The sequence below is a fragment of the Flavobacterium adiutor genome (assembly GCF_048282555.1).
GTDB lineage: Bacteria > Bacteroidota > Bacteroidia > Flavobacteriales > Flavobacteriaceae > Flavobacterium.
Genome location: NZ_CP182487.1, coordinates 831,564 through 857,955 on the forward strand (window position 1 = coordinate 831,564; position 26,392 = coordinate 857,955).

Annotated in this window: 27 protein-coding genes; all 27 read left to right on the top strand. The window is 29.6% G+C overall.

Annotated features, from left to right (window positions below; translation table 11 throughout):
• The first annotated feature begins 20 nt into the window (after positions 1–20).
• Complete coding sequence (locus ACNC7R_RS03535) at positions 21–1,100, top strand: glycoside hydrolase family 99-like domain-containing protein (protein ID WP_417939611.1); 1,080 nt, start codon at positions 21–23, stop codon at positions 1,098–1,100.
• 18 nt (positions 1,101–1,118) lie between these two features.
• Positions 1,119–2,111: a CgeB family protein gene (locus ACNC7R_RS03540; protein WP_417939612.1), complete on the top strand. Its 993-nt coding sequence runs from the start codon at positions 1,119–1,121 to the stop codon at positions 2,109–2,111.
• A 3-nt stretch (positions 2,112–2,114) separates the two neighbouring features.
• Entirely contained in the window at positions 2,115–3,173 is a 1,059-nt protein-coding gene (locus ACNC7R_RS03545) for a glycosyltransferase (RefSeq protein WP_417939613.1), read from the top strand.
• Positions 3,173–4,288: an EpsG family protein gene (locus ACNC7R_RS03550; RefSeq protein WP_417939614.1), complete on the top strand. Its 1,116-nt coding sequence runs from the start codon at positions 3,173–3,175 to the stop codon at positions 4,286–4,288. The genes ACNC7R_RS03545 and ACNC7R_RS03550 overlap by 1 nt, the downstream gene beginning before the upstream one ends.
• An 18-nt stretch (positions 4,289–4,306) precedes the next feature.
• Complete coding sequence (locus tag ACNC7R_RS03555) at positions 4,307–5,395, top strand: glycosyltransferase family 4 protein (protein WP_417939615.1); 1,089 nt, start codon at positions 4,307–4,309, stop codon at positions 5,393–5,395.
• Positions 5,392–6,138, top strand: coding sequence for a glycosyltransferase family 2 protein (locus ACNC7R_RS03560; RefSeq protein ID WP_417939616.1), 747 nt, complete (start codon positions 5,392–5,394; stop codon positions 6,136–6,138). Before ACNC7R_RS03555 ends, ACNC7R_RS03560 begins: the two co-directional genes overlap by 4 nt.
• A 15-nt stretch (positions 6,139–6,153) precedes the next feature.
• A complete protein-coding gene (locus ACNC7R_RS03565; RefSeq protein ID WP_417939617.1) occupies positions 6,154–7,053 on the top strand; it encodes an NAD-dependent epimerase/dehydratase family protein in 900 nt (299 codons plus the stop codon).
• 287 nt (positions 7,054–7,340) lie between these two features.
• Entirely contained in the window at positions 7,341–8,303 is a 963-nt protein-coding gene (locus ACNC7R_RS03570) for an MraY family glycosyltransferase (protein WP_417939618.1), read from the top strand.
• Complete coding sequence (locus ACNC7R_RS03575) at positions 8,303–8,506, top strand: hypothetical protein (protein ID WP_417939619.1); 204 nt, start codon at positions 8,303–8,305, stop codon at positions 8,504–8,506. Before ACNC7R_RS03570 ends, ACNC7R_RS03575 begins: the two co-directional genes overlap by 1 nt.
• Positions 8,503–8,730: a hypothetical protein gene (locus tag ACNC7R_RS03580; RefSeq protein WP_417939620.1), complete on the top strand. Its 228-nt coding sequence runs from the start codon at positions 8,503–8,505 to the stop codon at positions 8,728–8,730. The genes ACNC7R_RS03575 and ACNC7R_RS03580 overlap by 4 nt, the downstream gene beginning before the upstream one ends.
• Positions 8,720–9,865 (top strand): DegT/DnrJ/EryC1/StrS family aminotransferase, encoded by a 1,146-nt coding sequence (locus ACNC7R_RS03585; RefSeq protein ID WP_417939621.1) that lies wholly within the window; start codon positions 8,720–8,722, stop codon positions 9,863–9,865. Before ACNC7R_RS03580 ends, ACNC7R_RS03585 begins: the two co-directional genes overlap by 11 nt.
• Before the next feature lies 1 nt (position 9,866).
• Positions 9,867–10,415 (top strand): dTDP-4-dehydrorhamnose 3,5-epimerase, encoded by a 549-nt coding sequence (gene rfbC / locus ACNC7R_RS03590; RefSeq protein ID WP_417939622.1) that lies wholly within the window; start codon positions 9,867–9,869, stop codon positions 10,413–10,415.
• Positions 10,415–11,257 carry a dTDP-4-dehydrorhamnose reductase gene (gene rfbD / locus ACNC7R_RS03595; protein WP_417939623.1) on the top strand — a complete coding sequence of 281 codons (843 nt, stop codon included), beginning with the start codon at positions 10,415–10,417 and terminating at the stop codon, positions 11,255–11,257. The genes rfbC and rfbD overlap by 1 nt, the downstream gene beginning before the upstream one ends.
• A gap of 37 nt (positions 11,258–11,294) precedes the next feature.
• The gene (rfbA, locus tag ACNC7R_RS03600) at positions 11,295–12,179 is read left to right on the top strand and encodes a glucose-1-phosphate thymidylyltransferase RfbA (protein ID WP_417939624.1); all 885 of its coding nucleotides are present in this window, start codon (positions 11,295–11,297) and stop codon (positions 12,177–12,179) included.
• Between the two features lie 81 nt (positions 12,180–12,260).
• Entirely contained in the window at positions 12,261–14,228 is a 1,968-nt protein-coding gene (locus ACNC7R_RS03605) for a polysaccharide biosynthesis protein (protein WP_417939625.1), read from the top strand.
• A gap of 105 nt (positions 14,229–14,333) precedes the next feature.
• Positions 14,334–15,197 (top strand): ABC transporter permease, encoded by an 864-nt coding sequence (locus ACNC7R_RS03610; protein WP_417939626.1) that lies wholly within the window; start codon positions 14,334–14,336, stop codon positions 15,195–15,197.
• Positions 15,198–15,261: 64 nt separating this feature from the next.
• Complete coding sequence (locus tag ACNC7R_RS03615) at positions 15,262–16,542, top strand: polysaccharide ABC transporter ATP-binding protein (RefSeq protein WP_417939627.1); 1,281 nt, start codon at positions 15,262–15,264, stop codon at positions 16,540–16,542.
• Complete coding sequence (locus ACNC7R_RS03620) at positions 16,539–17,426, top strand: methionyl-tRNA formyltransferase (RefSeq protein WP_417939628.1); 888 nt, start codon at positions 16,539–16,541, stop codon at positions 17,424–17,426. Before ACNC7R_RS03615 ends, ACNC7R_RS03620 begins: the two co-directional genes overlap by 4 nt.
• Complete coding sequence (gene rffA, locus ACNC7R_RS03625) at positions 17,426–18,562, top strand: dTDP-4-amino-4,6-dideoxygalactose transaminase (RefSeq protein ID WP_417943125.1); 1,137 nt, start codon at positions 17,426–17,428, stop codon at positions 18,560–18,562. The genes ACNC7R_RS03620 and rffA overlap by 1 nt, the downstream gene beginning before the upstream one ends.
• Positions 18,555–19,724, top strand: a complete 1,170-nt coding sequence (locus tag ACNC7R_RS03630; protein WP_417939629.1) for a glycosyltransferase — start codon at positions 18,555–18,557, stop codon at positions 19,722–19,724. Before rffA ends, ACNC7R_RS03630 begins: the two co-directional genes overlap by 8 nt.
• On the top strand, positions 19,724–20,731 hold the full coding sequence (locus tag ACNC7R_RS03635; RefSeq protein WP_417939630.1) for a glycosyltransferase family 2 protein: 1,008 nt from the start codon (positions 19,724–19,726) through the stop codon (positions 20,729–20,731). The genes ACNC7R_RS03630 and ACNC7R_RS03635 overlap by 1 nt, the downstream gene beginning before the upstream one ends.
• 197 nt (positions 20,732–20,928) lie before the next feature.
• Entirely contained in the window at positions 20,929–21,576 is a 648-nt protein-coding gene (locus tag ACNC7R_RS03640; protein ID WP_417939631.1) for a glycosyltransferase family 2 protein, read from the top strand.
• Entirely contained in the window at positions 21,576–22,469 is an 894-nt protein-coding gene (locus tag ACNC7R_RS03645; protein WP_417939632.1) for a glycosyltransferase, read from the top strand. The genes ACNC7R_RS03640 and ACNC7R_RS03645 overlap by 1 nt, the downstream gene beginning before the upstream one ends.
• Positions 22,470–22,478: 9 nt before the next feature.
• Positions 22,479–23,507, top strand: a complete 1,029-nt coding sequence (locus ACNC7R_RS03650) for a hypothetical protein (protein ID WP_417939633.1) — start codon at positions 22,479–22,481, stop codon at positions 23,505–23,507.
• Positions 23,504–24,577 (top strand): glycosyltransferase family 2 protein, encoded by a 1,074-nt coding sequence (locus ACNC7R_RS03655; RefSeq protein WP_417939634.1) that lies wholly within the window; start codon positions 23,504–23,506, stop codon positions 24,575–24,577. Before ACNC7R_RS03650 ends, ACNC7R_RS03655 begins: the two co-directional genes overlap by 4 nt.
• Entirely contained in the window at positions 24,577–25,734 is a 1,158-nt protein-coding gene (locus ACNC7R_RS03660; protein ID WP_417939635.1) for a glycosyltransferase, read from the top strand. The genes ACNC7R_RS03655 and ACNC7R_RS03660 overlap by 1 nt, the downstream gene beginning before the upstream one ends.
• The gene (locus ACNC7R_RS03665) at positions 25,703–26,338 is read left to right on the top strand and encodes a hypothetical protein (RefSeq protein WP_417939636.1); all 636 of its coding nucleotides are present in this window, start codon (positions 25,703–25,705) and stop codon (positions 26,336–26,338) included. The genes ACNC7R_RS03660 and ACNC7R_RS03665 overlap by 32 nt, the downstream gene beginning before the upstream one ends.
• Positions 26,339–26,392 lie beyond the last annotated feature (54 nt).

Below are 26,392 nucleotides of genomic sequence, written 5' to 3' on the forward strand. Positions count from 1 at the left end.
ATCAGTCACTATTTCAATTAATGGAAACAAAAGCAAGAGTAATAGCATTTTATTTGCCTCAATTTCATCCAATACCAGAGAACGATATCTGGTGGGGGAAAGGATTTACTGAATGGACTAATGTTGGAAAAGCAAAACAGTTCTTCAAAGGACACTATCAGCCTCGAGTACCAGCTGATTTAGGATATTATGATTTACGTGTTCCTGAAACCCGCAAAGCACAGGCTGATATGGCGCGGGAACACGGTATAGAAGGTTTTTGCTATTGGCATTATTGGTTTGGCAATGGCAAGCGTTTACTTGAGCGTCCGTTTAATGAAGTGTTGGCTTTAGGTGAACCCGATTTTCCATTTTGTTTGGCGTGGGCTAATGAAACGTGGAAAGGTTTTTCGCATGGCTTAAAGAACAGGAATGTATTGATTGAACAGCTATATCCTGGAGAAGCAGATTATACTGCCCATTTTTATGAAGTATTACCGGCTTTTAAAGATACTAGGTATATTACTGTAGATGGTAAACCCTTATTTTTTATCTATCAGCCTTTATCTTTTTCAGAAATAAAAGTATTTATTGCATTGTGGCGTAAATTAGCATTAGAAAATGGATTGGAAGGTATTTATTTTGTATCCAATTTTGACGACTATAACAAGTTTAAAGAAATTATTTCTCTTGGATTCGACGCTGTTAATATTAATAGACTTTTTGCATATAAAAAAAAGAGATTGGTTTTGTTGTCGAAATTAAAAAGATATTCTAAACGATTATTATTGAAAATACCTAATGTTTTTCAATATTCAGAAGTTTATCCGTCATTTACCAACATTGAAGATGAAAATAACGGTGTTTTTCCTACGATAATACCCGGATGGGATCATACGCCCCGTAGTGGTAAAGAAGGTCTTGTATATCATAATTCAACTCCAGAATTATTCGAATTACATGTTAAAGAAGTATTAGAAAGAGTAAAGCATAAATCAAGTAATAAAAATATTGTTTTTTTAAAATCATGGAATGAATGGGCAGAAGGGAATTATATGGAGCCAGACCTGAAATGGGGAACAAAATATCTTGAAGTTCTTAAAAGACAAATTGTTAAGTAAATTTAATTAATTTGAAACATGAAAATTACACTATTTGGTAGTAAAGATTTCGATAGTTTAGAGTATCATCTTAACGATTCATTTACTTTTATAGGTCATACAGTTAATCATATAGATATAAAGGATGTTATTGCAATTCCTTATAAATATAATTATTTTGCAACAAAATTTTTAAAGTTTTATGACGAGTATCTCTTCAAGAAAGTAGCAAAATTAATTATCGATTCTGAGCCCGAATTAATCGTTTGTACTTATCGTTTTATTCATCCAATTTGTATTAAGTTAATTAAAGAAGCTTTGCCAGCTGTACAAGTTGTTCATGTTAATCCAGACGCTTTAACAACTTTTGAATATCAACAAATTTTTGCATCAGCTTATGATGCTTATTTTACAAAAGACCGGTTTATAGTTGATTTTATGAAGAATAAAATGGGATTGCCTACCTTTTATTTGCCGGAAGCCTTTAATCCTCGCGTACATAAAATGCCTAGTGGAGATCGTAAAACATATGAAAAGAATATAAATATTGATGTGGTTGCTTTTGGTACGATGTATCCTTATCGTGCTAATATGATGGAAAAATTATTGAAGACAGGCATTGATTTAACCTTGTTTGGTACTCCTGATAGGCGTTTTGCAAAACATGACATAAGTTCGAAATTTCAAAACGAATATATTACAGGAAATAGGAAAGCTGAAGTTCTGTATGGGGCAAAAATTGTATTTAATAATTTTCATTATGCAGAAGTAGAATCTGCTAATGTAAAATTTTTTGAAATTGCTGGCATTGGCGGATTTCAAATATGTGATTATAAAACAGTACTACAAGAATATTCTAAAATTAATGTCGAAAAATTTACTTATAAAAGTATAGGGGAAGCTATAGATTTAGTACAGTATTATTTGGATAAGCCAAATATAAGGCATGAACTAGCTTTAGAGCAATATAATCACTTTTTGTTAAATCATACCTACGAGCACAGAATCAATCAAATGTTACAATTTTTGTAAAAAATGGCTAAATCGGCTATGTTATTTTTAGGTTATAATAATATGCGGATTCATAAACGTGGTGTTGAGAATGTAATTCATTTTCAATCCTTAGCGAGTCGGTTTAGTATTAATTATTATATTCACTGGGATACACAAACAAAGGTGTATCACTATGATTCATTGATATGTATTGGTATTCGAAAAAATGCCTTTTGGTATATTGGTTTAAATATACTTTTGTGTAAGTTAAAGAAAAAGCATAAAAAGATTTTTATTCATTCACATAACCCATTAATGAGTATTATGAGTTTGTATCAAAGTAATTTATTTACCGTTCATGATGCTTTGTATTATTTAATGACTGCTACAAAACATAAGTTAAATATTGTGTTTTGGTTTTTAGAAAAAATACTTTATTTACGTTGTAGTTACGTCCATTTTATTTCTGAATATACTAAAAAAAAGAGTTTGTATCAGTGGAATAAAAACTATAGTATAATTTCGAATACTTCTCATTTTGAAACATTTAAAGGAGATAATATTTCTATTGGTCTAAAAAAGTTTAATCCAAATGTCATAAAGGTTTTTGCAGTTAGAAGTATTGAAGAAAGAGCCTTAATTAATTTAATTATTGGGGTAGCCAAAAAACTGAAAACTGAAAAAATAGAGTTTTTAGTTGCAGGAAAAGGGCCTTTATTGGATTTTTACAGGGATGAAATAAAGAGAATGAAATTAGAAAATATTTATCTTTTAGGTTATGTTGATGATAATGATTTAATACAATATTATAAAGATAGTGATGTCATTCTCGTTCCTGCAGCTTATGGTGAGGGTTTTGGATTACCTATTATTGAAGGGTATTTATTTGATAAGCCAGTAATTGCTTCTAATGTTTGTGCAATTCCAGAGGTTATAATTTTTGAAGAATATCTTTTTGAAAATACTGTTGATAGCATAATATCTAAGATAAATTTTGCAACAACACATGATAATATTCATTTTAGAGCATATTATAATGATAAGTTTTCAAATAAAATTGTATTGAAAAAAATGGATGAATTATATATGAAGCTACTTTAATGGAAGTTTATATAGTAACATTATTTATCATTTTTGTGCTTGGTTTTTTAGATCTGAGAGTTAATCTAACAAATACACAAAGGAATTGGCTCATATATTTTCTATATTCAATAATAGTAATTCAAATTGGATTAAGGTGGGAGACTGGATCAGATTGGTGGCAATATTTAGAGAACTTTCAAAATACAGATGAGTACAGTATTGTTCTTATAAACACTTTACTTGGTTATGAAATTGGATATGGCACTTTTGTTTTTTTTATTAAAATACTGTTTGATAACTATAGTGTTTTTTTGTTCATTCATGCTCTTATATTCTATTGGGCTATTTTTACAACTGCAAAAAAATATAGTCCGTATTTTTTTGTATCGATAATCTTTTTTTACGCTACCAATCTGGGTATGGTTGGTGCTAACCGACAATTGTTGGCTATAGTTATCTGTCTTTGGTCTTTGAAATTTGTTTTTCAAAGAAAAGCAATTCAGTTTTTTGCAACCATAGGTTTTGCCTGCTTGTTCCATACCACAGCATTTTTATTCGCAATTTATTATTTCCTGAATAGAAATTTCAAAACAATAACGATAGTTTTGGTATTGATTGTTTCATTAGTCATTGGAAAGACAAGTTTGCCATTTTCTTTATTTTCAAAATTTGGAGGTTTTTTTGGAGAGTTAGCTGCTTCCAAAACTGCAGCTTATACTGAAGGTGCTAAAGATGATATTGCAGAGGCTGGTTTAAGTATTTTTGGTTTAATAAAGAGATTGTTTTTTATCGCCATTTTTACTTATAATTATTCTTTTTTGACAAAAAAACTTACTTATTATAAAGTACTGTATAATGGCTATATTTTTGGGATGGCAGTCTATTTTTTATTTGCAAATTCATTGTTAATTCTTGTAAGCAGAGGCTCTTTGTATTTTAATATAATGGAGAGTTTTCTGATTTCATGCCAGTTTTTGATTTTTTATAAGAAGTTAGATAAAGTTTTTATATATATTATCTTGTTGCTAATTTCAATAATATTCTTATTTCAATCCATAGCAGCATACCCTCAATTATTCAATCCATATAAGAGCTTATTTTATAATGTTGATTTTACTAGAGAAAGGTATTAGTTTAGTTCAATAGATTCAATGGATATATTACTCGATAACATAATTTTTTCTTTACAGAAATCAGGAGGCATTTCTGTAGTTTGGCAACAACATTTGAACAGATTAATTAATGATAGTGACTTTAATTGCCAATTTTTGGAGTATGATAATTCAGAATCAAATTTTTTTAGAAAACAATTATCTTTAAATGAAGAATTAATCGATAAAAGAAATTCCTATTTTTTATTTTTAAAACGTTATATGAATTTAATGGCAAAGAACAATGAAAAACATTTGTTTCATTCTTCTTATTATAGATTAGAAAAAGGTACAAACACTATTAATATTACTACAGTTCATGATTTTACTTATGAATATTTTTTTAAAGGATTTACTAAAAAAGTACATTCGCTGCAAAAAAAAACAGCAATCAATGGCTCTGAGGGAATAATTTGTATTTCTCAAAGTACGAAAAGAGACTTGCTTAAGTTTTTACCTCATATAGATGAAACTAAGATCCGTGTTATTTATAATGGAGTGGATGAAGTTTTTAAAAAAATATCAGATAGTGTAGCTTTTGAAAAAAAACATTCGTTTGATAATTATAGTTATGCAATATTTATTGGTGACAGGAAAGCGTCATATAAAAATTTTGATATTGCGGTAGACGCATGCTCTTTATTGAAAATAAATTTGTTGATTATTGGAGGAGGAAATTTAACAGATAAAGAGCGTACTATTGTTAAACATAAATTGGGAGAAGAACAGTACCTCCATCTTTTAAATGTTAGTGGAGATGATTTAAATTATTATTATAATAACGCTCATTGTTTGCTTTATCCTTCATTATATGAAGGATTTGGGATACCAGTTTTAGAAGCTCAACAGGCAGGATGTCCTGTAATTGCGACTAATACATCGTCAATTCCAGAGGTAATTGGGAATGATTATTTTGCTCTAAATAACCCATCATCACAAAAAATATCAGAAAAGATAAAAGAATTATTTACGAATTCCGGTTTAAGAACAGAAACAATAGAATTAGGTATCGAAAAATCAAAAAAATTCACATGGCAAAATACTTATCAGGAAACCAAAGAATTCTATCATGAACTTTATAAAATATGAAAATTTCTATAATTACGGTTGTGTACAATAATGAGAAAACTATAAATGTCGCAATTAATTCTGTTCTTGGTCAAACATATAAAAATATTGAATATATAATCATTGATGGTGACTCTAAAGATAATACCGTCAATCTTATAAATGAATATAAAGAAAAATTAGGCTATTTTATTTCAGAACCAGATAAAGGTATTTACGACGCCATGAATAAAGGTATAACTGTCGCTACTGGAGACGTAATTGGAATTCTTAATTCAGATGATTTATATCAAGATTCAGAAGTTATTAAAGATGTTGCGGAACAATTTAACAATGATCCGGAATTAGATATATTGTATGGCGACTTAGTTTATGTAAAGCGTGATGATATTAATGAAGTTGTGCGAAACTGGAAATCCAAACAATATTATAATAGGTTTTTTGAAGACGGTAATGTTCCTCCTCACCCAACACTTTTTGTTAAAAGAGAGGTTTATGAAAAAGTAGGCTCGTTTGATTTAAAATATAAATTGGCAGCCGATTATGAGTTAATGTTAAGAATGTTAAAAAAGAATAGTTTTAGCATAAAATATATTGGACGTTTAGTTGTAAAAATGAGATTAGGAGGAGCAACAAATGAGAGCTTTACAAACATTGTAAATCAAAATAAAGAAGTTTTAAAAGCCTGGAATAACAATGGACTGAAAGTGCCAATAAGATTAATGCCTTTACGAATTATAATACGTCTGTTACAGTTTTTTTAAATTGATCAAAAACGAATGAATTTACTGCTAACAGGAGCCAACGGTTTTTTAGGAAAATCAATAATTAAACAATTAAGTGAAAAGTATAATCTTTTTAAGCTTTCAAGATTTGGTTGTGATTATAATTTTTCTTTAGACCGACAAATTCCATATTTTGATGAACCTTTTGATCTTGTAATTCATGCTGCAGGGAAGGCACATAGTGTTCCTAAAACAGAAAAACAAAAAAAAGAGTTTTATGAAATAAATGTTTTGGGAACTGAAAACTTATTGAAAGGATTAGAAAGAGTAGGCTTGCCTAAGGAATTTATTTTTATAAGTTCTGTATCTGTTTATGGACTTGAATTTGGAAGAGCTATAAATGAAGATTTTCCATTAGAAGCAAGAGATTCATATGGTTTAAGTAAAATTAAAGCAGAAAAATTTGTGATAGACTGGTGCAAGAAAAATGATGTTATTTGTACAGTCTTACGTTTACCATTATTAATAGGTAAAGATGCACCGGGTAATTTTGGAGCTATGCTAAAAGCAATAGAAAGAGGCTATTACTTTAATATTGATTATGGAAGGGCTAGAAAAAGTATGCTCCTTGCACAAGATGTTGCCTCTATTGTTCCTGTAGTTGCTTCTATTGGCGGAATATATAATCTAACCGATGGTGTTCATCCTGATTTTAAAGAATTGGGTAATGCTATTGCGAAACAGAAAAAAAAGAAAACACCTCTGAGCTTACCATTATTTATTATGAAACTAATTGGGTATATAGGTGATATATTAGGTGATAAAGCTCCTGTTAATTCTTCTAAAATAAAAAAAATAACTTCTGATTTGACTTTTGATGATTCTAAAGCTAGAAAAGTTTTAGATTGGAATCCTCAATCTGTTTTAGATTATTTAAAGAATAATAATTTTTAAATTGAGTTTTTTTAATTCAAAAAAATTAGTTTCAAAAGATACAAACGAAGATCAATATGTTTTTTATTTTGTTTTATGCCGAAATGTTTCACTTTACATTAGTAAAGAAAAAAACGATTTGCTGAGTTCATTTGCTGTTTTTATTTAATTCCTTATTTTAGAGCAATTAAAATAAATGTGGCAAATTCAATAAATAAAGTTGAAATTAGTTTCTATAGATGAGTAATGTTTAAAAAAAATAAATTTAAGTATTTGGCTATTAATGTTATAAGTTTTGAAAATAAATAATGGAAAACACAATATTGGGAATATTATTAATGATTTTAATATTACTATATTTCAAAGCAGCAAATCATTTCAATATTATAGATAGGCCAAATGAAAGAAGTTCACACATTGAAGTTACTTTACGAGGAGGCGGGATTATTTTTTGGTTCTCTGCATTGATTTATTTTGTACAGCATATACAAAACAACTATTTTTTCTTTACAGGAATTACATTAGTTAGTTTAGTCAGTTTTTGGGATGATATTCAGAGTTTGTCAAATAAAATCCGAATTTTGATTCACTTTTTGGCTATTACATTAGTTTTTTATGATTTAGGAATTTTTGATAGTTTTCCGTTTTTTGTAATTCTCTTGGTATACATTGCCGCTATTGGGTTCATAAATATTTATAACTTCATGGACGGTATAAATGGTATTACAGGTTTATATACTTTGGTAGTAATGGGATCGTTGTTATATGTAAACAAAAACATTCAGTTGTTTACTGATGGCAATTTTATAAAATACGCTATGATTGCGAGCTTGGTTTTCCTTTTTTTCAATTTTAGAAAAAAAGCTAAATGTTTTGCAGGAGATGTTGGTAGTATAGCAATCGCTTTTTGGATCATTTATTTGGTTTTGAAACTTATTTTAATCACAAATTCGGTAATCTGGATTTTATTTTTCGCAGTTTATGGAGCAGATGCTGGTTGTACAATTTTACACAGGTTATATTTAAAGCAGAATATTTTTGAAGCTCATCGTTTGCATCTTTACCAGGTTTTAAGCAATGAATATAAAATTCAACACAGATTAGTTTCAATGTATTATGCATTAGCACAAATACTGGTTTCGGTTTTAGTTGTGTTTTTATATCATAAAATTCAGGATGTATTAATTTTTGCAATTGTTGTTCTTCCTTTACTTTTGGTATATACCTTAAAATTTCATTTATTGAAAAAAAGTGATTTAAAATTAAATTAATGGAGGTTAAAGTAATTCAAGGAGGAAATTTTTCCGATCACAGAGGGACTATTTCTTATGTAAATGATTTTAGTTTTAAGGATATCGAAAGATTTTACATCATCAGTAATTCTGACGAAAAACCAATCCGTGCATGGCAGGGATATAAACTAGATGCTAAAAATTTTTATTGCATTAATGGTGTTTCAAAATTCACTTTGTGAAAATTGATAACTGGGAAAATCCTTCAAAAGATTTACAAGTTGAAACTATAATGATGAATACTGACGAAAGTAAAATTCTACATATCCCTGCAGGTTATGCAAATGCAATTGAATCTTTAGAAACAGGGTCAAAATTAATGTCATTTTCTACTTTGCCATTGGCATCTGTTAAAGATGATGATGTTCGTTATACTTCAGATTATTGGAAAATTAATGAAGAATAAACGAATTTTTTTATCACTCTCAAAACAAAGCGGTTTTGAAAAACAGTATATCCAGAAGGCATTTGATGATAACTGGATTACTTCGGGAGGGCCAAATGTAAATGATTTTGAAGAAGTTTTAGAAAATTATCTTGGTGCGGACTCGCATGTAACAGCACTAAACTCAGGAACATCTGCAATTCATTTAGCTTTAGTTTCATTAGGAGTTGGAATTGGTGATGAAGTAATTTGTCAAAGTTTAACGTTTTCGGCATCGGCTAATCCAATTTTATATCAAAGAGCAATTCCGGTATTTGTAGACAGTGAGCCCGAAACCTGGAATATGTGTCCTGAGAATCTTCAAAAAGCAATTTGCGAAAGAATTGAAAAAGGAAAAAAACCTAAAGCCATTATAGCTGTTCATTTGTATGGTACTCCATATAAAGTTGATGAAATCCATGCAATTGCTGAAAGATATGAAATTCCCGTTATTGAGGATAGTGCAGAGGCTTTAGGAAGTTCTTACAGAGGCAAGAAATGCGGGACATTTGGGACATTTGGTGTTTTGTCTTTTAATGGTAATAAAATCATAACCACATCAGGAGGTGGGGCTTTAATTTCGAAATCAAAACAAGCAAAAGAGAAAGCCATTTTTTATGCAACCCAATCAAAAGATGAGGCGGTGCATTATCAGCATAGTGAAATAGGGTATAACTACAGGATGAGTAATATTTGTGCAGGAGTCGGACTTGGTCAGATGGAGATTTTGGATAAAAATATAGACTCCAGAATGGAGATGAATCACTTTTACAGGGAAATCTTTAATGGTGTCAAAGAAATAGAAGTATTCCAGACAATCAATGATGATTTTTTTTCGAATTATTGGTTAAGTACAATTTTAATTGATGAGAATAAAAATATAAACCGGGAAACTTTAAGGCTTGCGTTTGAAAATGCCAATATTGAATGCCGGCCTATTTGGAAACCCATGCATTTACAGCCGCTTTTTTTAGGTTATCCCTATTACGGCGGTAATGTAGCTGAAAATTTATTTAAAAAAGGGCTGTGTCTCCCTTCTGGTTCTCATCTGACAGAACAGGAAAAAGAAAGAATAAAAGGGGTAATTCATAACTTCTTGAATAATTATAATAGTTAAAATGAAAATTGAAGAAACATTTATAAAAGATTTATTAATAGTTGAACCAACAGTTTTTGGCGATGAGAGAGGTTATTTTTTTGAAGCGTATAGTAAGACAAAATTTGAAAGTTTAGGAATAAACATTGAGTTTGTTCAGGATAATCAATCTTTTTCTAAAAAAGGGACTTTGCGTGGAGTACATTATCAAAACCCGCCTTTTGCACAAACTAAGCTGGTTAGAGTTCTGGAAGGCGAAATCATAGATGTGGCGGTAGATTTAAGAAAAAATTCTCCAACTTACGGAAAATCATTTAGCATTCTGCTTTCTGCAGAAAATAAAAAGCAATTGCTGGTGCCTCAGGGATTTGCTCATGGGTTTTCTGTTCTCAGTGAAACAGCTTCTGTGATGTATAAATGCGACCAGTTTTATAACAAAGCTTCAGAAGGCGGAATCAAATTTGATGATCCTTCTTTAAATATTGATTGGGGGATGGATTTAAAAGATGCCATTTTATCTGAAAAAGATCAGGTTTTGCCTTTTATCGAAAATTGTAATAGTCTGTTTTAATGAAAAAAATTTTAGTAACAGGAGCCAACGGACAATTAGGGTCAGAACTTTCAGAACTTTCGATAGATTATTCTCAGTATGAATGGATCTTTGCAGACAGAACTCAGATCACTTTAGATAATCTGGATTTACTGAAAAGTCAATTGAATGGAATAAAACCGGATGTGATTTTTAATTGTGGCGCTTATACAGCCGTTGATAAGGCCGAATCTGAAAAAGAAATGGCTTTTACAATAAATCATTTAGCAGTAGAATTAATAGCAAAATATGCAAAAGACAATAATGTAAAATTGATCCATATTTCTACAGATTATGTATTTGATGGTACTTCCTCAGTAGCGTTAGATGAAGAGTCGCAAACCAATCCAATAAATAGCTATGGTGCTAGTAAATTAGCGGGTGAGGCAGCTTGTTTAAAAGAAAATCCTGAATCTATTGTTATCAGGACTTCCTGGGTTTACAGTAAATTTGGAAATAATTTTGTTAAAACAATGCAGCGGCTTATGAAGGAGAGGGATACAGTTAATGTAGTAAATGATCAGATTGGTTCTCCCACTTACGCAGGAGATTTGGCAAAAGTGATGATGTTTATTCTGGAAGCTGAAAAATGGTTGCCCGGAATCTATCATTATTCGAATGAGGGTGAAATAAGCTGGTATGAATTTGCGTTGAGTATCAAAGAATTTGGAAATTATGATTGTAACCTAGGAGGAATTCCATCTGCATCATATCCTACTCCGGCAAAACGTCCTGAATTTTCATTATTGGATAAGAAAAAAATAAAAGCAATTTATAATTTGGATGTTCCCTATTATAAAGAAAGTTTAAAGAAGATGTTTTAAATTAGAATTACGATTTAGTAATATAAATAACTAGTTTATGAAAGGAATTATACTTGCGGGAGGTTCCGGCACCCGTTTACATCCATTGACGCTGGCTATGAGCAAGCAAATGATGCCAGTGTATGATAAACCTATGATTTATTATCCATTGTCAACACTAATGATGTCCGGGATAAATGAAATATTAATTATTTCTACACCTCACGACTTACCTAATTTTAAAAAACTGTTAGGAGATGGTTTAGATCTGGGCTGTAAATTTAGCTATGCAGAACAGCCCGTTCCAAATGGTTTGGCTCAGGCTTTTGTAATCGGAGAAGAATTTATAGGTACTGATGATGTAGCTTTAATATTAGGCGATAACATTTTTTTTGGTTCTAATATGCAGGAACTTTTAAAATCAAATACAAGACCCAACGGAGGTGTTGTTTTTGCATATCATGTTTCTGATCCCGAAAGATACGGAGTAGTAGAATTTGATGAAAACCTAAATGCTGTTTCGATTGAAGAAAAACCTGCAGAACCTAAATCAAGTTATGCGGTCCCGGGATTATATTTTTATGATAATTCAGTTGTCGAAATTGCTAAAAGTATCCAGCCAAGTGCTAGAGGTGAATATGAAATTACCGATGTTAATAAGGTCTATTTAGAAAAAGGGTTGTTAAAAGTAGGGATCTTAAGCAGAGGAACAGCCTGGCTGGATACAGGGACGTTTAACAGCTTAATGCAGGCCGGACAATTTGTTCAGGTTTTAGAAGAACGACAAGGTTTAAAAGTAGGCTGCATTGAAGAAATTGCCTGGAGACAAGGTTTTATTTCAGATCAGCAGTTACAGGAACTTGCAGTGCCCTTGGTGAAATCCGGTTATGGATCTTATCTGGTAGAATTATTAAAGCAAAAGAAAAAAGGAGGCAGATTTTAATTTTAAAAAGAATATTTTTTTAGAATCATTAATTATTACATTTGTAAGTGTGCAGAGTTTTCAATTTTAAATAAAAAGAACTTGAATACAGATAAACCAAATAAAATATCTGCTTTGTTGTATAATAAATTCTCTCCAAGAAGTATTAAAGCAAACATTAATAATCTTAGTTATCTGCCAAGATGGATTATTGTAGCCATTGATATAATGGTTCTTTTATTTTCATTTACATTTACTTATATGTTGTTTGAAGGGACAGCCATAGGTTATGTTGTAACGTCATATAATTTTTATTTTGTATCAAGTCTTATTATTGTTAATATATTTTTTTTCTGGCTATTTAGAACATATTCAGGAATAATCAGGCACTCTTCCTATATAGATGCAATAAAGCTGTTGTTTTCTCAAATGTCAGTTTTAATTTTCTTTTTGGTTTTTAATTTAGTTTTTGAATTATACTTTGGGTATAAGGCATTTTTAAACACAGCACTTTTTATAAATTTAGTACTGTCTTTTTGTGGGTTATTTTTATATAGAGTAATTGTAAAACAGACTTTTGAAATTTATTTTTCTGAAAAAACTGATTCAAAATTAATTCGGACAGTTATTTATGGAACAGATGCTAACGCAATTTCTGTAGCAAATGCATTAAAATTTGAAACTCCTTCAAGATTTAAGATTGTTGGCTTTGTAGATAAAAACAGCCAGAATGCATCTAAAAGAATGTTGGATTTACCTATTCTGATTCAAAAGAAGAAATTACCTGCTTTGATGCGGTCAGTGGCCGCTGAAGCTGTTATTATTGCAGACAAAAGTTTAACGAAAGATGAACAGTTAATTATTGTTGACCAATGTTTAGAGTTCAATTACAGGGTATACACGGTGCCGTTAATTTCTGACTGGGAAAACCAAAAAGAAATTTCTCAAAAAGTTAAGACTATTCAGATTGAAGATTTATTAGAAAGAAAACCAATTGTGTTGGACAGTAAATCAATATCTAAACAACTAAAGGATAAGGTTATACTCATTACAGGTGCTGCAGGTTCCATTGGGAGTGAAATTGTAAGACAGGTTTTAGGATTTAATCCCAAAACGATACTGATTTTAGACCATGCAGAGACTCCTTTACATAATTTATGTTTAGAAACACTTTCGCTAGACTCTCAGACTAAAATCAGAGCTGTTATTGCAGATATTAAAAGTAAAAAGGCTTTAGAGAAAGTTTTTGCAGATTTCAGGCCACAGGTTGTTTTTCATGCCGCAGCTTATAAACATGTTCCGTTGATGGAAGAAAACCCCTCTCAGGCAATACTCACAAATGTTAAGGGTACAAAAAATTTAGCAGATTTGTCTTGTAAGTATAATGTAAAGAAATTTGTAATGGTTTCTACAGATAAAGCTGTAAATCCTAGCAACGTCATGGGAGCCAGTAAACGCATTGCCGAAAAATATGTACAGTCCTTATTTTTAAAAAATCAAAAAGAACAGCCAGAATGCAAAACTAAGTTTATTACAACCCGTTTTGGAAATGTTTTAGGTTCTAATGGTTCAGTAGTACCTCTGTTTACAAAACAAATTGCAGAAGGAGGTCCGGTAACCATTACCCATCAGGATATTATTCGTTATTTTATGACTATACCTGAAGCTTGTCAGTTAGTTTTAGAGGCAGGAGCAATGGGCAATGGTGGAGAAATTTACATATTTGATATGGGAAAACCCGTAAGGATTATTGACTTAGCTAAAAAAATGATTAAATTAGCCGGCTTTATTCCTGAAAAAGATATAAAAATAAAAATTGTTGGGCTTAGGCCAGGTGAAAAATTATATGAAGAATTGCTAAATGATACTTCGAAAACATTGCCTACCTATCATAATAAAATCATGATAGCGCAGGAAATCCAGGATGAGTATAAAAATTTGCATGTTGAAATAGAAGAACTTATTGAAATTTCGAGTTTTTATAGTAATGATGAGATAGTAAGTAAAATGAAAAAAATTGTTCCTGAATTTAAAAGTATGAACTCTACTTTTGAAGTTTTGGATAAATAAAAGTTTTGTTTAATTTATATACTAAAGAGGTGTTTTTGTGAGAAAAGCGCCTTTTTTGCTTTTTTAATCTTTTTAAGAACAGGTAAAATCCTGTTAATTTAATAAATGAATAATACAGACAATAAAGACTGGCTGTTTGAAATAACGCCCAAAAATAATTTTTTCTCTCTAAATTTTAAGGAAATTTGGCAATACAGGGATTTGCTATTTTTGTTTGTAAAACGAGATGTTATTACAGTTTATAAACAAACAGTCTTAGGACCGCTGTGGTATTTGATACAGCCATTATTTACATCTGTGACATTTACCATCATTTTTAATAATGTAGCTGGAATTAACACAGGTACAATACCTCCATTTTTATTTAACTTGGCAGGAATTACAGTTTGGAATTATTTTACTGCATGCCTTACAGGTACATCAGATACATTTAAAGCCAATGCAAGCATTTTTGGGAAAGTCTATTTTCCTAGAATTATCACACCACTCTCAATTGTAATTTCTAATTTAGTTAAATTTGGAATTCAGTTTATAATCTTTATAGCATTTTATGTTTTTTATTACTTTCAGGGATATAATTTAAAACTGAATACTTCTGTTTTATTTTTTCCAATTCTAATTGCAGTAATGGGTATTTTAGGATTAGGATTAGGAATGCTAATCTCATCTATGGTTACTAAATATCGTGATTTTAGTCATTTAATTACTTTTGGAATATCATTATTAATGTATTTGTCGGCTGTAGTATATCCAATGGCTCTGATAAAAGACAAATTGCCGAAGTTTGGCTGGCTAGTAGAGTATAATCCATTGGCATACATTATCGAAACTTCACGTTATATGTTGTTAAATGTCGGAGAAATCTCGGTTTTAGGATTAAGTTATACATTGTTGGTTACCATTGCCTTATTTTTTATTGGGCTTTTGATTTTTAATCGGACAGAGAAAAGTTTTATCGATACGGTATAACAATTACAAAATACAATATTAGCGAGAATAGAATTTTTAAATCCAACTTTTTTAATTTCTAACTGTGAGAGACATTATATTAAAAGCCGAAAATATTTCCAAACAATATCGTTTAGGACAAGTTGGCACTGGCACTTTAAGCCATGATTTTAATCGTTGGTGGCATAAAATAAGGGGTAAAGAAAACCCTTATTTAAAAGTGGGGGAGACTAATGATCGTTCTACCAAAGGAACTTCAGATTATGTCTGGGCATTACAGGATATCAATTTTGATGTTGAACGTGGAGAAGTACTCGGAATTATTGGCAAAAACGGAGCAGGAAAATCAACACTTTTAAAAATTCTATCGAAAGTAACCGCACCTACTACCGGAAGCATTAAATCACGTGGCCGAATTGCTTCGCTTTTAGAAGTCGGTACAGGATTCAACGGAGAAATGACCGGACGTGAAAATATTTTTCTGAATGGTGCTATTTTAGGAATGACCAAAAAGGAAATTGCTTCAAAATTAGATGAAATTATTGAGTTTTCAGGTTGCGAGCGTTACATTGATACTCCGGTAAAAAGATACAGCAGTGGAATGACCGTACGTTTGGCATTTGCAGTAGCTGCTTTTTTGGAGCCTGAAATTTTGGTGATTGATGAGGTATTAGCGGTTGGGGATGCCGAATTTCAAAAAAAGGCGATTGGTAAAATGCAGGACATTTCGAAAAGTGAAGGGAGAACGGTTTTGTTTGTGAGTCATAACATGGCAGCTATTGAAACACTTTGTACTCGTGTTATAAGTATGGAACATGGGAAAATCTGTGGAAATGGGAGTCCGACTAAAGTAATTTCTAACTATTTAAAGAGCAGTTCTTTTTCTGAAAGAACAATCAATTATAATAATATTGAGGAGGCGAAGGGAAATGAAAATATCAAAATTCTTTATGCTTCAATTGAGAATGCCTCAGCTTTAGATAAAAATGAAGTTATTGACGTGACTTCTGCAATAGATATTCGAATGAAAATTGTAAATCAAACTAATAAGAATATAATTTCTATTGGTTTTGATTTATTGACTATAAAAGGGGATGTTGTATTCGGTAGTTTAAGTAAATTCGATTGCGGTATTGGAGCTGTTACTGAAGTAATATGCAAAATTCCCAATGATTTTTTAAATAATGATGTTTATCAGATATACGTTTACTTTCATACTAATGAAATGACTGAATTATTTAGTGATACTGAATTGTTAACTTTTGAAGTCAAAGATGTTAAAAGAGAATCAGGTTATTTAGGAAAAGTTAATGGATTTATTAGGCCAAAATTGCAATGGGAGAAATTACAAATTATTGAAAAATGAATGATGTAAATATTGGTTTCTTTATGATGGGAAAAAAAGGTTTTAAAAGTCTTGAGTTTTTATTGAGAAATAAAGGACCTTTTAAAATTAAATATGTTGTAGGCTCAAAAGATAATTCAATAGTTCAGGATTATTTTCAAGATATTTCTTTCTTATGTTCCGAAAATGATATTTTATTTATTGAAAAAAAGTTATTTGATAATAGGCAGTTTACTGATGTTAATTTGATTTTTGCTATTGGATGGAGATGGTTAATTAAAGAAAATTTGGATAAAATTATTGTTTTTCATGATTCATTATTGCCCAAGTACAGGGGATTCAATCCTTTAGTTACTTGCTTAATTGAAGGAGAAAATGAAATAGGAGTTACTGCTTTACTCGCAAATGAAAAAATGGATTCAGGAAATATTGTTGGACAAGAAAGCATAAAAATTAAATATCCAATTAAAATTGAAGAAGCAATAGATTTAGTAAGCCAATTATATTCTCAGTTGCTATATAAAACAATAGTTGCCTATGTTAATAAAGAATTTGTACAAAGAGTCCAGAAAGAAAAAGATGCTACATACAGTCTATGGCGAAACAATGATGACTACAAAATTAATTGGCATGAAAGTTCAAAAAGGATTCGAAGATTTGTAGACGCAGTTGGGTTTCCTTATAATTCTGCTTTTGTAGTTTATAATGATCATGAAATAAGTGTTTTAGAGGTTTCTGAACAACAAGACCTAAAAATTATTAATAGAATTCCAGGAAAAATATTTGAAATAATAGATAATAAACCATTAGTGGTTTGTGGTAAAGGAATGATTAGAATTGAGAAAGCGGTTTATCGCAATACACAAAATATGGTTAATTTTAATTTACTAAGAGTAAGGCTATGATGAATATCTCATTCAATAAGCCATATTTAACAGGCAATGAAACTAAATATATTACCGATGCAGTGGCTTCTGGTAAAATATCAGGTAATGGGAAGTACACACAAATGTGTCAACAATTTTTTGAGCAAAAATATGGTTTTCGAAAATGTTTGCTCACGACCTCCTGTACAGATGCATTAGAAATGGCAGCAATTTTAATTAATATTGAGCCAGGAGATGAAGTAATAATGCCATCTTACACATTTGTTTCTACTGCAAATGCTTTTGTACTCCGAGGAGCTAAAATTATTTTTGCTGATTCGAATCCACAAAACCCAAATATTGACATTAGTATACTAGAATCTTTAATTACCTCTAAAACAAGAGCTATAGTTCCAGTACATTATGCAGGTATTGCATGTGATATGGATCCTATTATGGAAATCGCCAAAAGATACGATTTATTTGTTATTGAAGATGCTGCTCAGTCTATAGATAGTTTTTATATAGGTAAGGATGGAATAAAGAAAGCTTTGGGTTCAATTGGACATTTAGCAACTTTTTCTTTTCATGAAACCAAAAATATAATTTCAGGTGAGGGGGGGATGCTTGTAATTAATGATAAACAATTTATAAATCGCGCCGAAATTATTTGGGAGAAAGGAACAAATCGTTCTGCTTTTTTCAGGGGTGAAATAGATAAATACGGCTGGGTTGATATTGGCTCCTCATTTTTACCATCCGAAGTTATTGCGGCTTTTCTCTGGGCTCAAATAGAGCACTTAAATGAGATACAAGAAAAACGAAAATTAATTTGGAACCAGTATCATGACGGTCTAAATGAATCTGTAGTTAATTGTAGTTTTAAGTTGCCTCAAATACCAAATTATGCTACAAATAATGCGCATATGTTTTACCTAGTATTTAAATCTTTAGAAAAGAGAAATGATTGTATTGCTCGTTTAAAAGACAAAGAAATTCAAGCTGTATTCCATTATTTGAGTTTGCATAAAAGTCCTTATTATAAAGATAAATATAAGAGAGAAGATTTAATTTGGAGTGACCATTATTCAGATAAGTTGCTGAGATTACCATTTTATTATGAATTGTCAAATGAAAATGTGGCTTTAATTATAGATACCATTAAAAATGAGTAAGAAAAAGATATTGTTTGTGGTGTCTGATTTTTATCATAATGGAGCACAACGTGAAATGTATGAGTTAGACTCTGCATTAAAAAAAGAAAAATTCGAAATAGCAATATTAAGTTTAATAGGGCTAAATACTAGGCCAGATTTGCCTGATTTTTTTTATGAGAAACACCTACAATTAGGCTCTCAAATTTTCTTTTTAAAAGATTTTATTAGACAATTCAATAAAGGGTTAGGATATAAAATATTGAATAAGTTATTAATAAACTCATTAAATAAAAAGAATAAGACGAAAAACAGTGAAAATTTGGCAGCCTTATTTAATGAATTTGATCAGGTAGTTTTTATGGGAGAATATGTGTATCAATATTTATCACCAATAATACCTTTTGATTATTTTAAGAAAATTATAATTTTTGTTATGAGTTTTCGATTTCAGTCTGAAAATTATAGGAATTTTAATAAAAATAATCAATATCTTTTTTTTGGAGTTTTTAATAATTCAAAACAAATTGAATACGAATTTGAAGGTTTTGTGAATTATAAATATCAATATATGCCATTATCATTAGCAGTGTCTGGTGAGAATAAAAAATGGGAGTTTCGGGAAAACAATACAGTTAAAAGAATAGGCATATTTACAAGACTTCATAAAGATAAACCCTTAGATCCGTTTTTGTATGCATATCAGGTTTTATTGAGCCAAAATTTGAATATAGAGTTGCATGTATTTGGTGTTGGAAGTAGTAAGGACGCTGAATATGATCGCTACATCAATAATTTAAATTTGAATGGTAAAGTTTATTTTAGAGGTCATCAGTCTGATATGAAAAAGACTATTCTTGATGAAAAATTAGATATGGTTTGGTTTCAGGGTTATAATAATTTACCTGCAGGTTATGCAGCTTTAGAAGTTTGTCTTACAGCGACGCCTCAGCTATTTTGGGATTTTTTTGTGGGAGAAAATGAGCATATAAATCAATTAGAAGGAGATTTTATTTATCCTCATTACAAAGATTTAATAGCATTTGTAGAAGCTAGTAAAAAGGTTTTGTATAATCGAAAAGTTGCTGAATCAATTTCAAATAAACAATTTAAAGATGTTTTTAATAATCGTGATATTTTTAAAAATATAAAAACAGTTGAAAAAATATTTTTAGATGAATAATGTATAATCATAAAAATCCTAAAATAACCGTATTGATGCCGGTATATAATTGCGAATTATATATCAGAGAATCGATTGAAAGCATTTTGAATCAAACTTTTGATGACTTTGAGTTTTTGATTATTGATGATGCGTCTACAGATAGCACTGTTGATAAAATAAAAATGTATAATGATAAAAGGATTAAGTTAATTGAAAAGTCATTAAATACCGGTTTAACTAATAGTCTCAATTATGGGTTAGCCATTGCAAAGGGAGAATATATAGCCAGAATGGACGGTGATGATATAAGTTTGCCTAAAAGGTTTGAAAAACAAATTGCTTTTTTAGATCAGAATCAAGATGTAATATTATGTGGGACTTTATATAAAATAATAGGTACCGAGAAAGTTTGCGAACACCCTCTTTTTCATGATGAAATTAAAGTAAAGTTAATTTCCGGATGTTATATTGCGCATCCAACTGTTATGATTCGTAAATTTATTTTAGAGCAAAATAAAATCAGTTATGATTCAACAAAGGAACCAGCAGAGGATTATGATTTATGGTCACGTTTGGCTTTCTTGGGAAAACTTTCAAATATTGGTGAGGTTTTATTGCATTATAGAGTTCATCCTTTGCAGGTTTCAATACTTAGAAGAGAAAAGCAAATAAAGATTTCTGACCAGATAAAAATCAGAATGCTACAAAAAGTTATGCCTTCTCTGAAAATAGATTTTGATAAATTTGTATTAATCGAAAGCCAAAAGTGGGTTAAAGTACTTATTCAAAAATTGATTTTGTATGATCGTTTAATGATAGAGAATAGTTATATAAATACATATGATTCAAAATATTTTTTAGATTTTATAAACCAAGAAAAAATTTCCATATGGAAACAATTTAGTCAAAAAAAAGAAAGTTACAGTTTATTAAATCTGTTAAGAATTATTACAACTTATCCAAGAATCTTTCTATATTTAGGTCTAAAGGATAGTACAAAATATATAATTAAATGCTTTTTTTAAGTTATAATCAAATGAAGACTTTTATATTGAAATTATTAGATTATTTTAAATTAATACCAATTGCAAAAGAAGTTTTTCATCTACTTAAAATAAAATTTCAGCTTTTTTGGAATTCTTTTGACAAAACAATCAGAGAACAAAATAAAAACTATAAAACGATTCCGATTATTATTATAAGTTTTAATCAGTTTTTTTATTTGAAAAAACTAATTGAATTTTTAACAAAGCATGATTATACTAATATTGTTATCATAGATAATCATTCAACATTTCCTCCTTTACTAAACTATTTTAATGAAATAGAAAAAAATGTTACAATACATAAGTTAGATAAAAATTTCGGACATCTTGTATTTTGGAAGCAGAGGGAATTATTTGATAAATATTCCAAAGGATATCATGTAGTAACAGATCCCGATATTAATCCTATTGAGGAATGTCCGGGAGATTTTTTGAAAGTTTTTAAAAAGAAACTGGATCAAAATTATAACTTTACTAAGGTAGGATTTAGTTTGAAAATTGACGATATCCCGGAAACAAATATAAATAAATTCAAAATTATAAATTGGGAGTCTAAATTTTATCAGAAAAAAGACAAAACAAACAATTTTATTGCAGATATTGATACAACATTTGCTCTTTATAGGCCAAAATATGAATATAATAATAAAAGTTTTTATAAAGCCATAAGGATGAGATATCCATATACGGCAAGACATGGAGGATGGTATTTAGATAATAATAATCTGACAAAAGAACAAAGGTTTTATTTTGAAAGTTGCAATGATTCAAGTTCATGGAGAATTAATGAAAACGGCGAAATAATAAAAAAAATGTATAATTGATGCTTGCTATAATAATACCTTATTATAAACTCGCTTTCTTCAAAGAAACTTTGATATCATTAACTAATCAAACAGATAAACGTTTCAAAGTTTTTATCGGGGATGATGCAAGTCCAGAATCTCCTTTAGATTTATTGGAAAAATATAAAGAAAAGGTTGATTTTGTATATCATCGGTTTGAGACTAATCTTGGAGGTTTTTCATTAACACAGCAATGGGAACGATGTATTTCTTTCTTAGGAAATGAAGAATGGATTATGATTTTAGGAGATGACGATGTATTAGAAAGTAATGTCGTAGAAGAGTTTTATAAAAATTTGTATGTAATAGAGGAAAAAGAAATTAATGTTGTTCGATTTGCTTCTCAAAAAATAAATGAAACTTCAGAGACTATTTCAGAGGTCTGTAAACATCTGGAAATAGAGAAAGCTATTGATTTTTTATTTACCAAGAAGAGAAGCTCATTGAGTGAATATATTTTTAAAAAAAAAGAAGTTTTAAAAACAGGATTTAAAAACTTTCCTTTGGCATGGTATTCAGATGTACTGGCAGTTTTTGAATTTTCGAATTTTGGAGCTATTTTTTCAATAAACGATTCAATAGTTTATATACGTGTTTCTCAATTTAGTATTTCTGGAAGCAATTTAAATGAAAAATTAAAATTGCAAGCCCAATTTCAGTTTTATTATTATCTGATAAAAAACAAAAAAGCAAATTTTACAGAAGAAGAGCTAAAAGAGTTATATTTTAGACTAAAAAAATGCTATCTAAATAATAAAAAAAAGTATGTGTTTTTTTTAAAGATTTCTAATATATATATTCATGAAATAAAGCTCAAAGAATATTTATTGTTCATTAAACAAATTTTTTTAAATACGAAGAGGAGGTATTAATTTTTTTAAATGAGAAAAGGAGAAAATTTAGCGAAAGATGTTCTGTTATCTGAACCTAAATCCAGTCACAGGGTCATAATTCCTTTATATATTCCTGAAGAAAAAGGTTATTATAAAGATGCTTTTACCATTTTTACTTATTGCTTGATTTCTGTCCGTAAAACTTCAATTTCTAATATTCAAATTTCCGTTATAAGCAATGGGTGTTCTGGTACTGTAAATAAGAAATTATTTCAATTACAGGAAGAAGGATATATTGATGAATTGATCATTGAAACAGAAGCCATAGGAAAAATAAATAGTATTCTAAAAGCAGTACGAACAACAAACGAGAGATTAATAACAATTACAGATGCTGATGTTTTATTTGATAATGGATGGGAAGAAGCAGTTTTAGAAGTCTATAAATCTTTTCCGAAAGCAGGATCTGTAAGTCCGGTTCCAGTTTTCAGAACACATTTAAGGCTTACATGTAATATATGGTTCAGGAATTTATTTTCTAAGAAATTGTATTTCAGACCTGTTAAGAATCCGAAAGCCATGACAGAATTTGCTAAAAGTATTGGTTGGAGATGGCTGGATATTAAATACAAAGATGTAATTGCAACTTTAGAGGGAAAAAATAAAACAATAGCAGTTTTGGGCTGTTCTCATTTTGTAGTTACTTATAAACGAGAAGTGTTTAATTGTATGCCTAAAGAAAATACAATTTTTCAATTAGGAGGCAATAGTGAACTGTTTTATACCGATTTGCCAGTTATAAAAATGGGAGGTTATCGATTAGCTACTTACGATAACTTCGCTTATCATATGGGAAATAAGATTGAGAATTGGATGGAAAATAAATTTAATAATTTAAATTCAATTGAAAAAAACATAATCAATTATGAGTATCTTCCTAAACTCAAAAAAAGTAAGTTAGAATATTTTATAACAGAAAAGTTTTTTCGAAAATTGTTTCGCATAAAAAGCTTTTCCAAGCTTGTTTTGAAGTATAAAGGACTGACCAGCGAACAAATTAAAAATTTTATAAGTTGATATCAATAGTTTTAACCAACCGCAATCGGGATCTAAAAATTGTGAAGAATTGTTTAGATTCTCTGGGGCAGCAATCAAATAATCATTTCGAGTTATTTTTTGTCGATTACGGATCGAATGATGAGTATCTGTCAGAATTAGAAAAAGTAATTGCCAAATATCAAAAGATTAATTTTATAAATTGTCCGGTTTCAGGACAATTGTGGAATAAGTGCAGAGCTATTAATATTGTTTTACAGAAGTGCAATACACCCTATTTCTTTGTTGGGGATATGGATATGATTTTCCATCCTGATTTCGTAAAGAAATTATATGAGCTTAAAAGTGAAAATAAAGTAATTTATTTTAAGGTTGGGTTTTTAAGTAAAAATGAAACCCTGTTTCTAAAAGAGTTTCATAATGCCGAGGTGGATTTTGTTTCGCAAAAAGAAGTGACGGGAATGACATTGTGTCCAACCAAACTATTAAAAGAAATAAATGGTTATAATGAATTTTATCATGGTTGGGGAGCCGAAGATACAGATGTGCATGTTCGTTTACAAAATCTTGGAATTGATGTTGAGTTTTATAACAAAGAAATTCTTCTTAAGCACCAATGGCATCCAAAAAAATATCGATCTACGTTAAGTAAAGATCCTTATCATTTTAATCTGGAAAGAATAAATCATTCTTATGTGCAAATTGCCCAAATGAGCAGACAAACGAAAGCAAATATTAGTACTCCCTGGGGGATTTTGCCAGATTTTAATGAATATGAAAGATTGGCAAATAAACCAGATTTTGAAATTTTTACTGAACCTGACATTTTAAAAGTAAATGCAATATTGGCACAATTTAATAATCTTGAGGATAAAGTGGTTTCAATTACGATAAAAGACACCTTGTTTCGTAATAAAACAAAACAATTCATAAAGAGAATTTTGCATAAAAAATATAAGACATATTTATCTTTAAAAAATGTAAATGATCTCATTTTGCAGGAAATTGCTATACACTATAGAAATTTGCCATACCGATATTCATTCGATCAAAAGCAAAATGTAATTCAGCTTAAAATTTATTTTCAATAATGAAAATTTTAATGGTTTCCATTCCGTCACTCCATTTTTTCAGATGGACAAGCCAGTTAGAAAATGCTGGTCACGAAGTATATTGGTTCGATATCACGGGCATGGGGGGAGAAAATGAAAAGTTAAACTGGGTATCTCAAAAAACAAATTGGAAATTAAGATGGGATTTTCGTGGAAGGACATTTATTAAAAATAAGTTCCCTTTTGTTTATAATATGATTCAAAAGCATAATGAAAATAATACTTCATCTGTTTTTGAATCCTGCCTAAAAGAGATTCAGCCAGATCTTGTACATAGTTTTGCTTTACAATTGTCCTGTTTGCCTATATTAGATGTAATGAACAGGCACAAAAATTTAAAATGGACTTTTTCTTCATGGGGGAGTGATATTTTTTATTCAAGTGAAATTGGGATTGATGAAGTTTTATTAAGAGAATGTTTTAAAAGAATTGATTATCTAATTACCGACTGTAAGCGTGATTACAAATTTGCTGTATTGAAAGGTTTTAAAAACAGTTTTTTAGGTGTTTTGCCGGGAAATGGTGGAGTCGATTTTTGTAAAAATGAAATAGAAGCTTTTAATGAAAGAAAGATTATTTTAATTAAAGGATACAATGACGAAATAGGAAGAGGAATTAATATTATAAAAGCATTTGATGATGAGCTGATATCTTTATTGAAAGAGTATGAGGTAATTATTTTTGGAGCAGACGAAACAATAAGAAAGTACATTGCTGAAAATATTAAGCTTAAGAATTTAAAACTTACGTTACATCTTAAGAGCAACTTTATTTCTAATGATTATTTAATAAGTTTAATGGGTAAGACTTATATCTATATTGCTAACAGTCTTTCAGACGGGATTCCAAATGCATTAATTGAAGCGATGGGAATGGGAGCTTTTCCAATCCAATCCAATCCGGGTAATGTGACCGAAGAAATTATTGAAAATGGTATAAACGGTTTGTTAATCAATAATCCTAACGATGTGTATGGTATTAAAAAACTGATTATTAGATCTTTAAATGATAAAAAAATGATCGCTGACGCTTTGTTATTTAATAAGGAAAACGTTAGAAATAAATATGACAGAATAAAAACGAGAGAAAAGATTTTAAATATATATGAAGAAATTGCTGAGAAGATCCATAAATAAAATAAAAAGTTTTTTAAAGCCTAAAAATAAAAATAATGATTCTGATAATAGATTAGAAATAATAGCTGAATTAAAGGCACAGAAAAAAACGGATATTGAAAGATGGAGTATAAATGAAGAACTATATACTGACTGGGATGAAAGAACAAAAATATTAGGAGATTATATTCTTCCTGATGCTTTCATAATAGAATTTGGAGCGGGAAATATGTTTTTGAAAAATTATTTAAAAAATTATTCAAAATATACGCCTACAGATATAATTCAAAGATTTGACGAAACAATTGTTTGCGACCTTAATGAGACTCTTTCTATAGATTTATCAGGGTACAATACCATCGTATTTAGCGGTGTTTTGGAATACGTTTATGATATTGATCGTATTTTTAAACAACTTGATTCAAATATAAAGCAAATTGTATTGTCTTACTGCTGTGCAGATATTATAAAAGTGACAAGACAAAAAAATGGCTGGTTAAGTGATTTTACATATGATGAATTGATTCAAATTTTTAAGAAACATGATTTTGAAGTTAAAGATTATACTGAATGGAGAAAGCAGTCAATTTTTAATCTATTAAAAAAATCAAATATTTCAGAATAGCAAAACTAGTATTAATCTGAAAACATAAAGGATCTTCTTTTTAAATAATAAATT

Coding starts and splice junctions, on each gene's coding strand:
- ACNC7R_RS03535 (WP_417939611.1), top strand. CDS start 21: ATGGAAACAAAAGCAAGAGTAATAGCATTTTATTTGCCTCAATTTCAT.
- ACNC7R_RS03540 (WP_417939612.1), top strand. CDS start 1,119: ATGAAAATTACACTATTTGGTAGTAAAGATTTCGATAGTTTAGAGTAT.
- ACNC7R_RS03545 (WP_417939613.1), top strand. CDS start 2,115: ATGGCTAAATCGGCTATGTTATTTTTAGGTTATAATAATATGCGGATT.
- ACNC7R_RS03550 (WP_417939614.1), top strand. CDS start 3,173: ATGGAAGTTTATATAGTAACATTATTTATCATTTTTGTGCTTGGTTTT.
- ACNC7R_RS03555 (WP_417939615.1), top strand. CDS start 4,307: ATGGATATATTACTCGATAACATAATTTTTTCTTTACAGAAATCAGGA.
- ACNC7R_RS03560 (WP_417939616.1), top strand. CDS start 5,392: ATGAAAATTTCTATAATTACGGTTGTGTACAATAATGAGAAAACTATA.
- ACNC7R_RS03565 (WP_417939617.1), top strand. CDS start 6,154: ATGAATTTACTGCTAACAGGAGCCAACGGTTTTTTAGGAAAATCAATA.
- ACNC7R_RS03570 (WP_417939618.1), top strand. CDS start 7,341: ATGGAAAACACAATATTGGGAATATTATTAATGATTTTAATATTACTA.
- ACNC7R_RS03575 (WP_417939619.1), top strand. CDS start 8,303: ATGGAGGTTAAAGTAATTCAAGGAGGAAATTTTTCCGATCACAGAGGG.
- ACNC7R_RS03585 (WP_417939621.1), top strand. CDS start 8,720: ATGAAGAATAAACGAATTTTTTTATCACTCTCAAAACAAAGCGGTTTT.
- rfbC (WP_417939622.1), top strand. CDS start 9,867: ATGAAAATTGAAGAAACATTTATAAAAGATTTATTAATAGTTGAACCA.
- rfbD (WP_417939623.1), top strand. CDS start 10,415: ATGAAAAAAATTTTAGTAACAGGAGCCAACGGACAATTAGGGTCAGAA.
- rfbA (WP_417939624.1), top strand. CDS start 11,295: ATGAAAGGAATTATACTTGCGGGAGGTTCCGGCACCCGTTTACATCCA.
- ACNC7R_RS03610 (WP_417939626.1), top strand. CDS start 14,334: ATGAATAATACAGACAATAAAGACTGGCTGTTTGAAATAACGCCCAAA.
- ACNC7R_RS03620 (WP_417939628.1), top strand. CDS start 16,539: ATGAATGATGTAAATATTGGTTTCTTTATGATGGGAAAAAAAGGTTTT.
- rffA (WP_417943125.1), top strand. CDS start 17,426: ATGAATATCTCATTCAATAAGCCATATTTAACAGGCAATGAAACTAAA.
- ACNC7R_RS03630 (WP_417939629.1), top strand. CDS start 18,555: ATGAGTAAGAAAAAGATATTGTTTGTGGTGTCTGATTTTTATCATAAT.
- ACNC7R_RS03635 (WP_417939630.1), top strand. CDS start 19,724: ATGTATAATCATAAAAATCCTAAAATAACCGTATTGATGCCGGTATAT.
- ACNC7R_RS03645 (WP_417939632.1), top strand. CDS start 21,576: ATGCTTGCTATAATAATACCTTATTATAAACTCGCTTTCTTCAAAGAA.
- ACNC7R_RS03650 (WP_417939633.1), top strand. CDS start 22,479: ATGAGAAAAGGAGAAAATTTAGCGAAAGATGTTCTGTTATCTGAACCT.
- ACNC7R_RS03660 (WP_417939635.1), top strand. CDS start 24,577: ATGAAAATTTTAATGGTTTCCATTCCGTCACTCCATTTTTTCAGATGG.
- ACNC7R_RS03665 (WP_417939636.1), top strand. CDS start 25,703: ATGAAGAAATTGCTGAGAAGATCCATAAATAAAATAAAAAGTTTTTTA.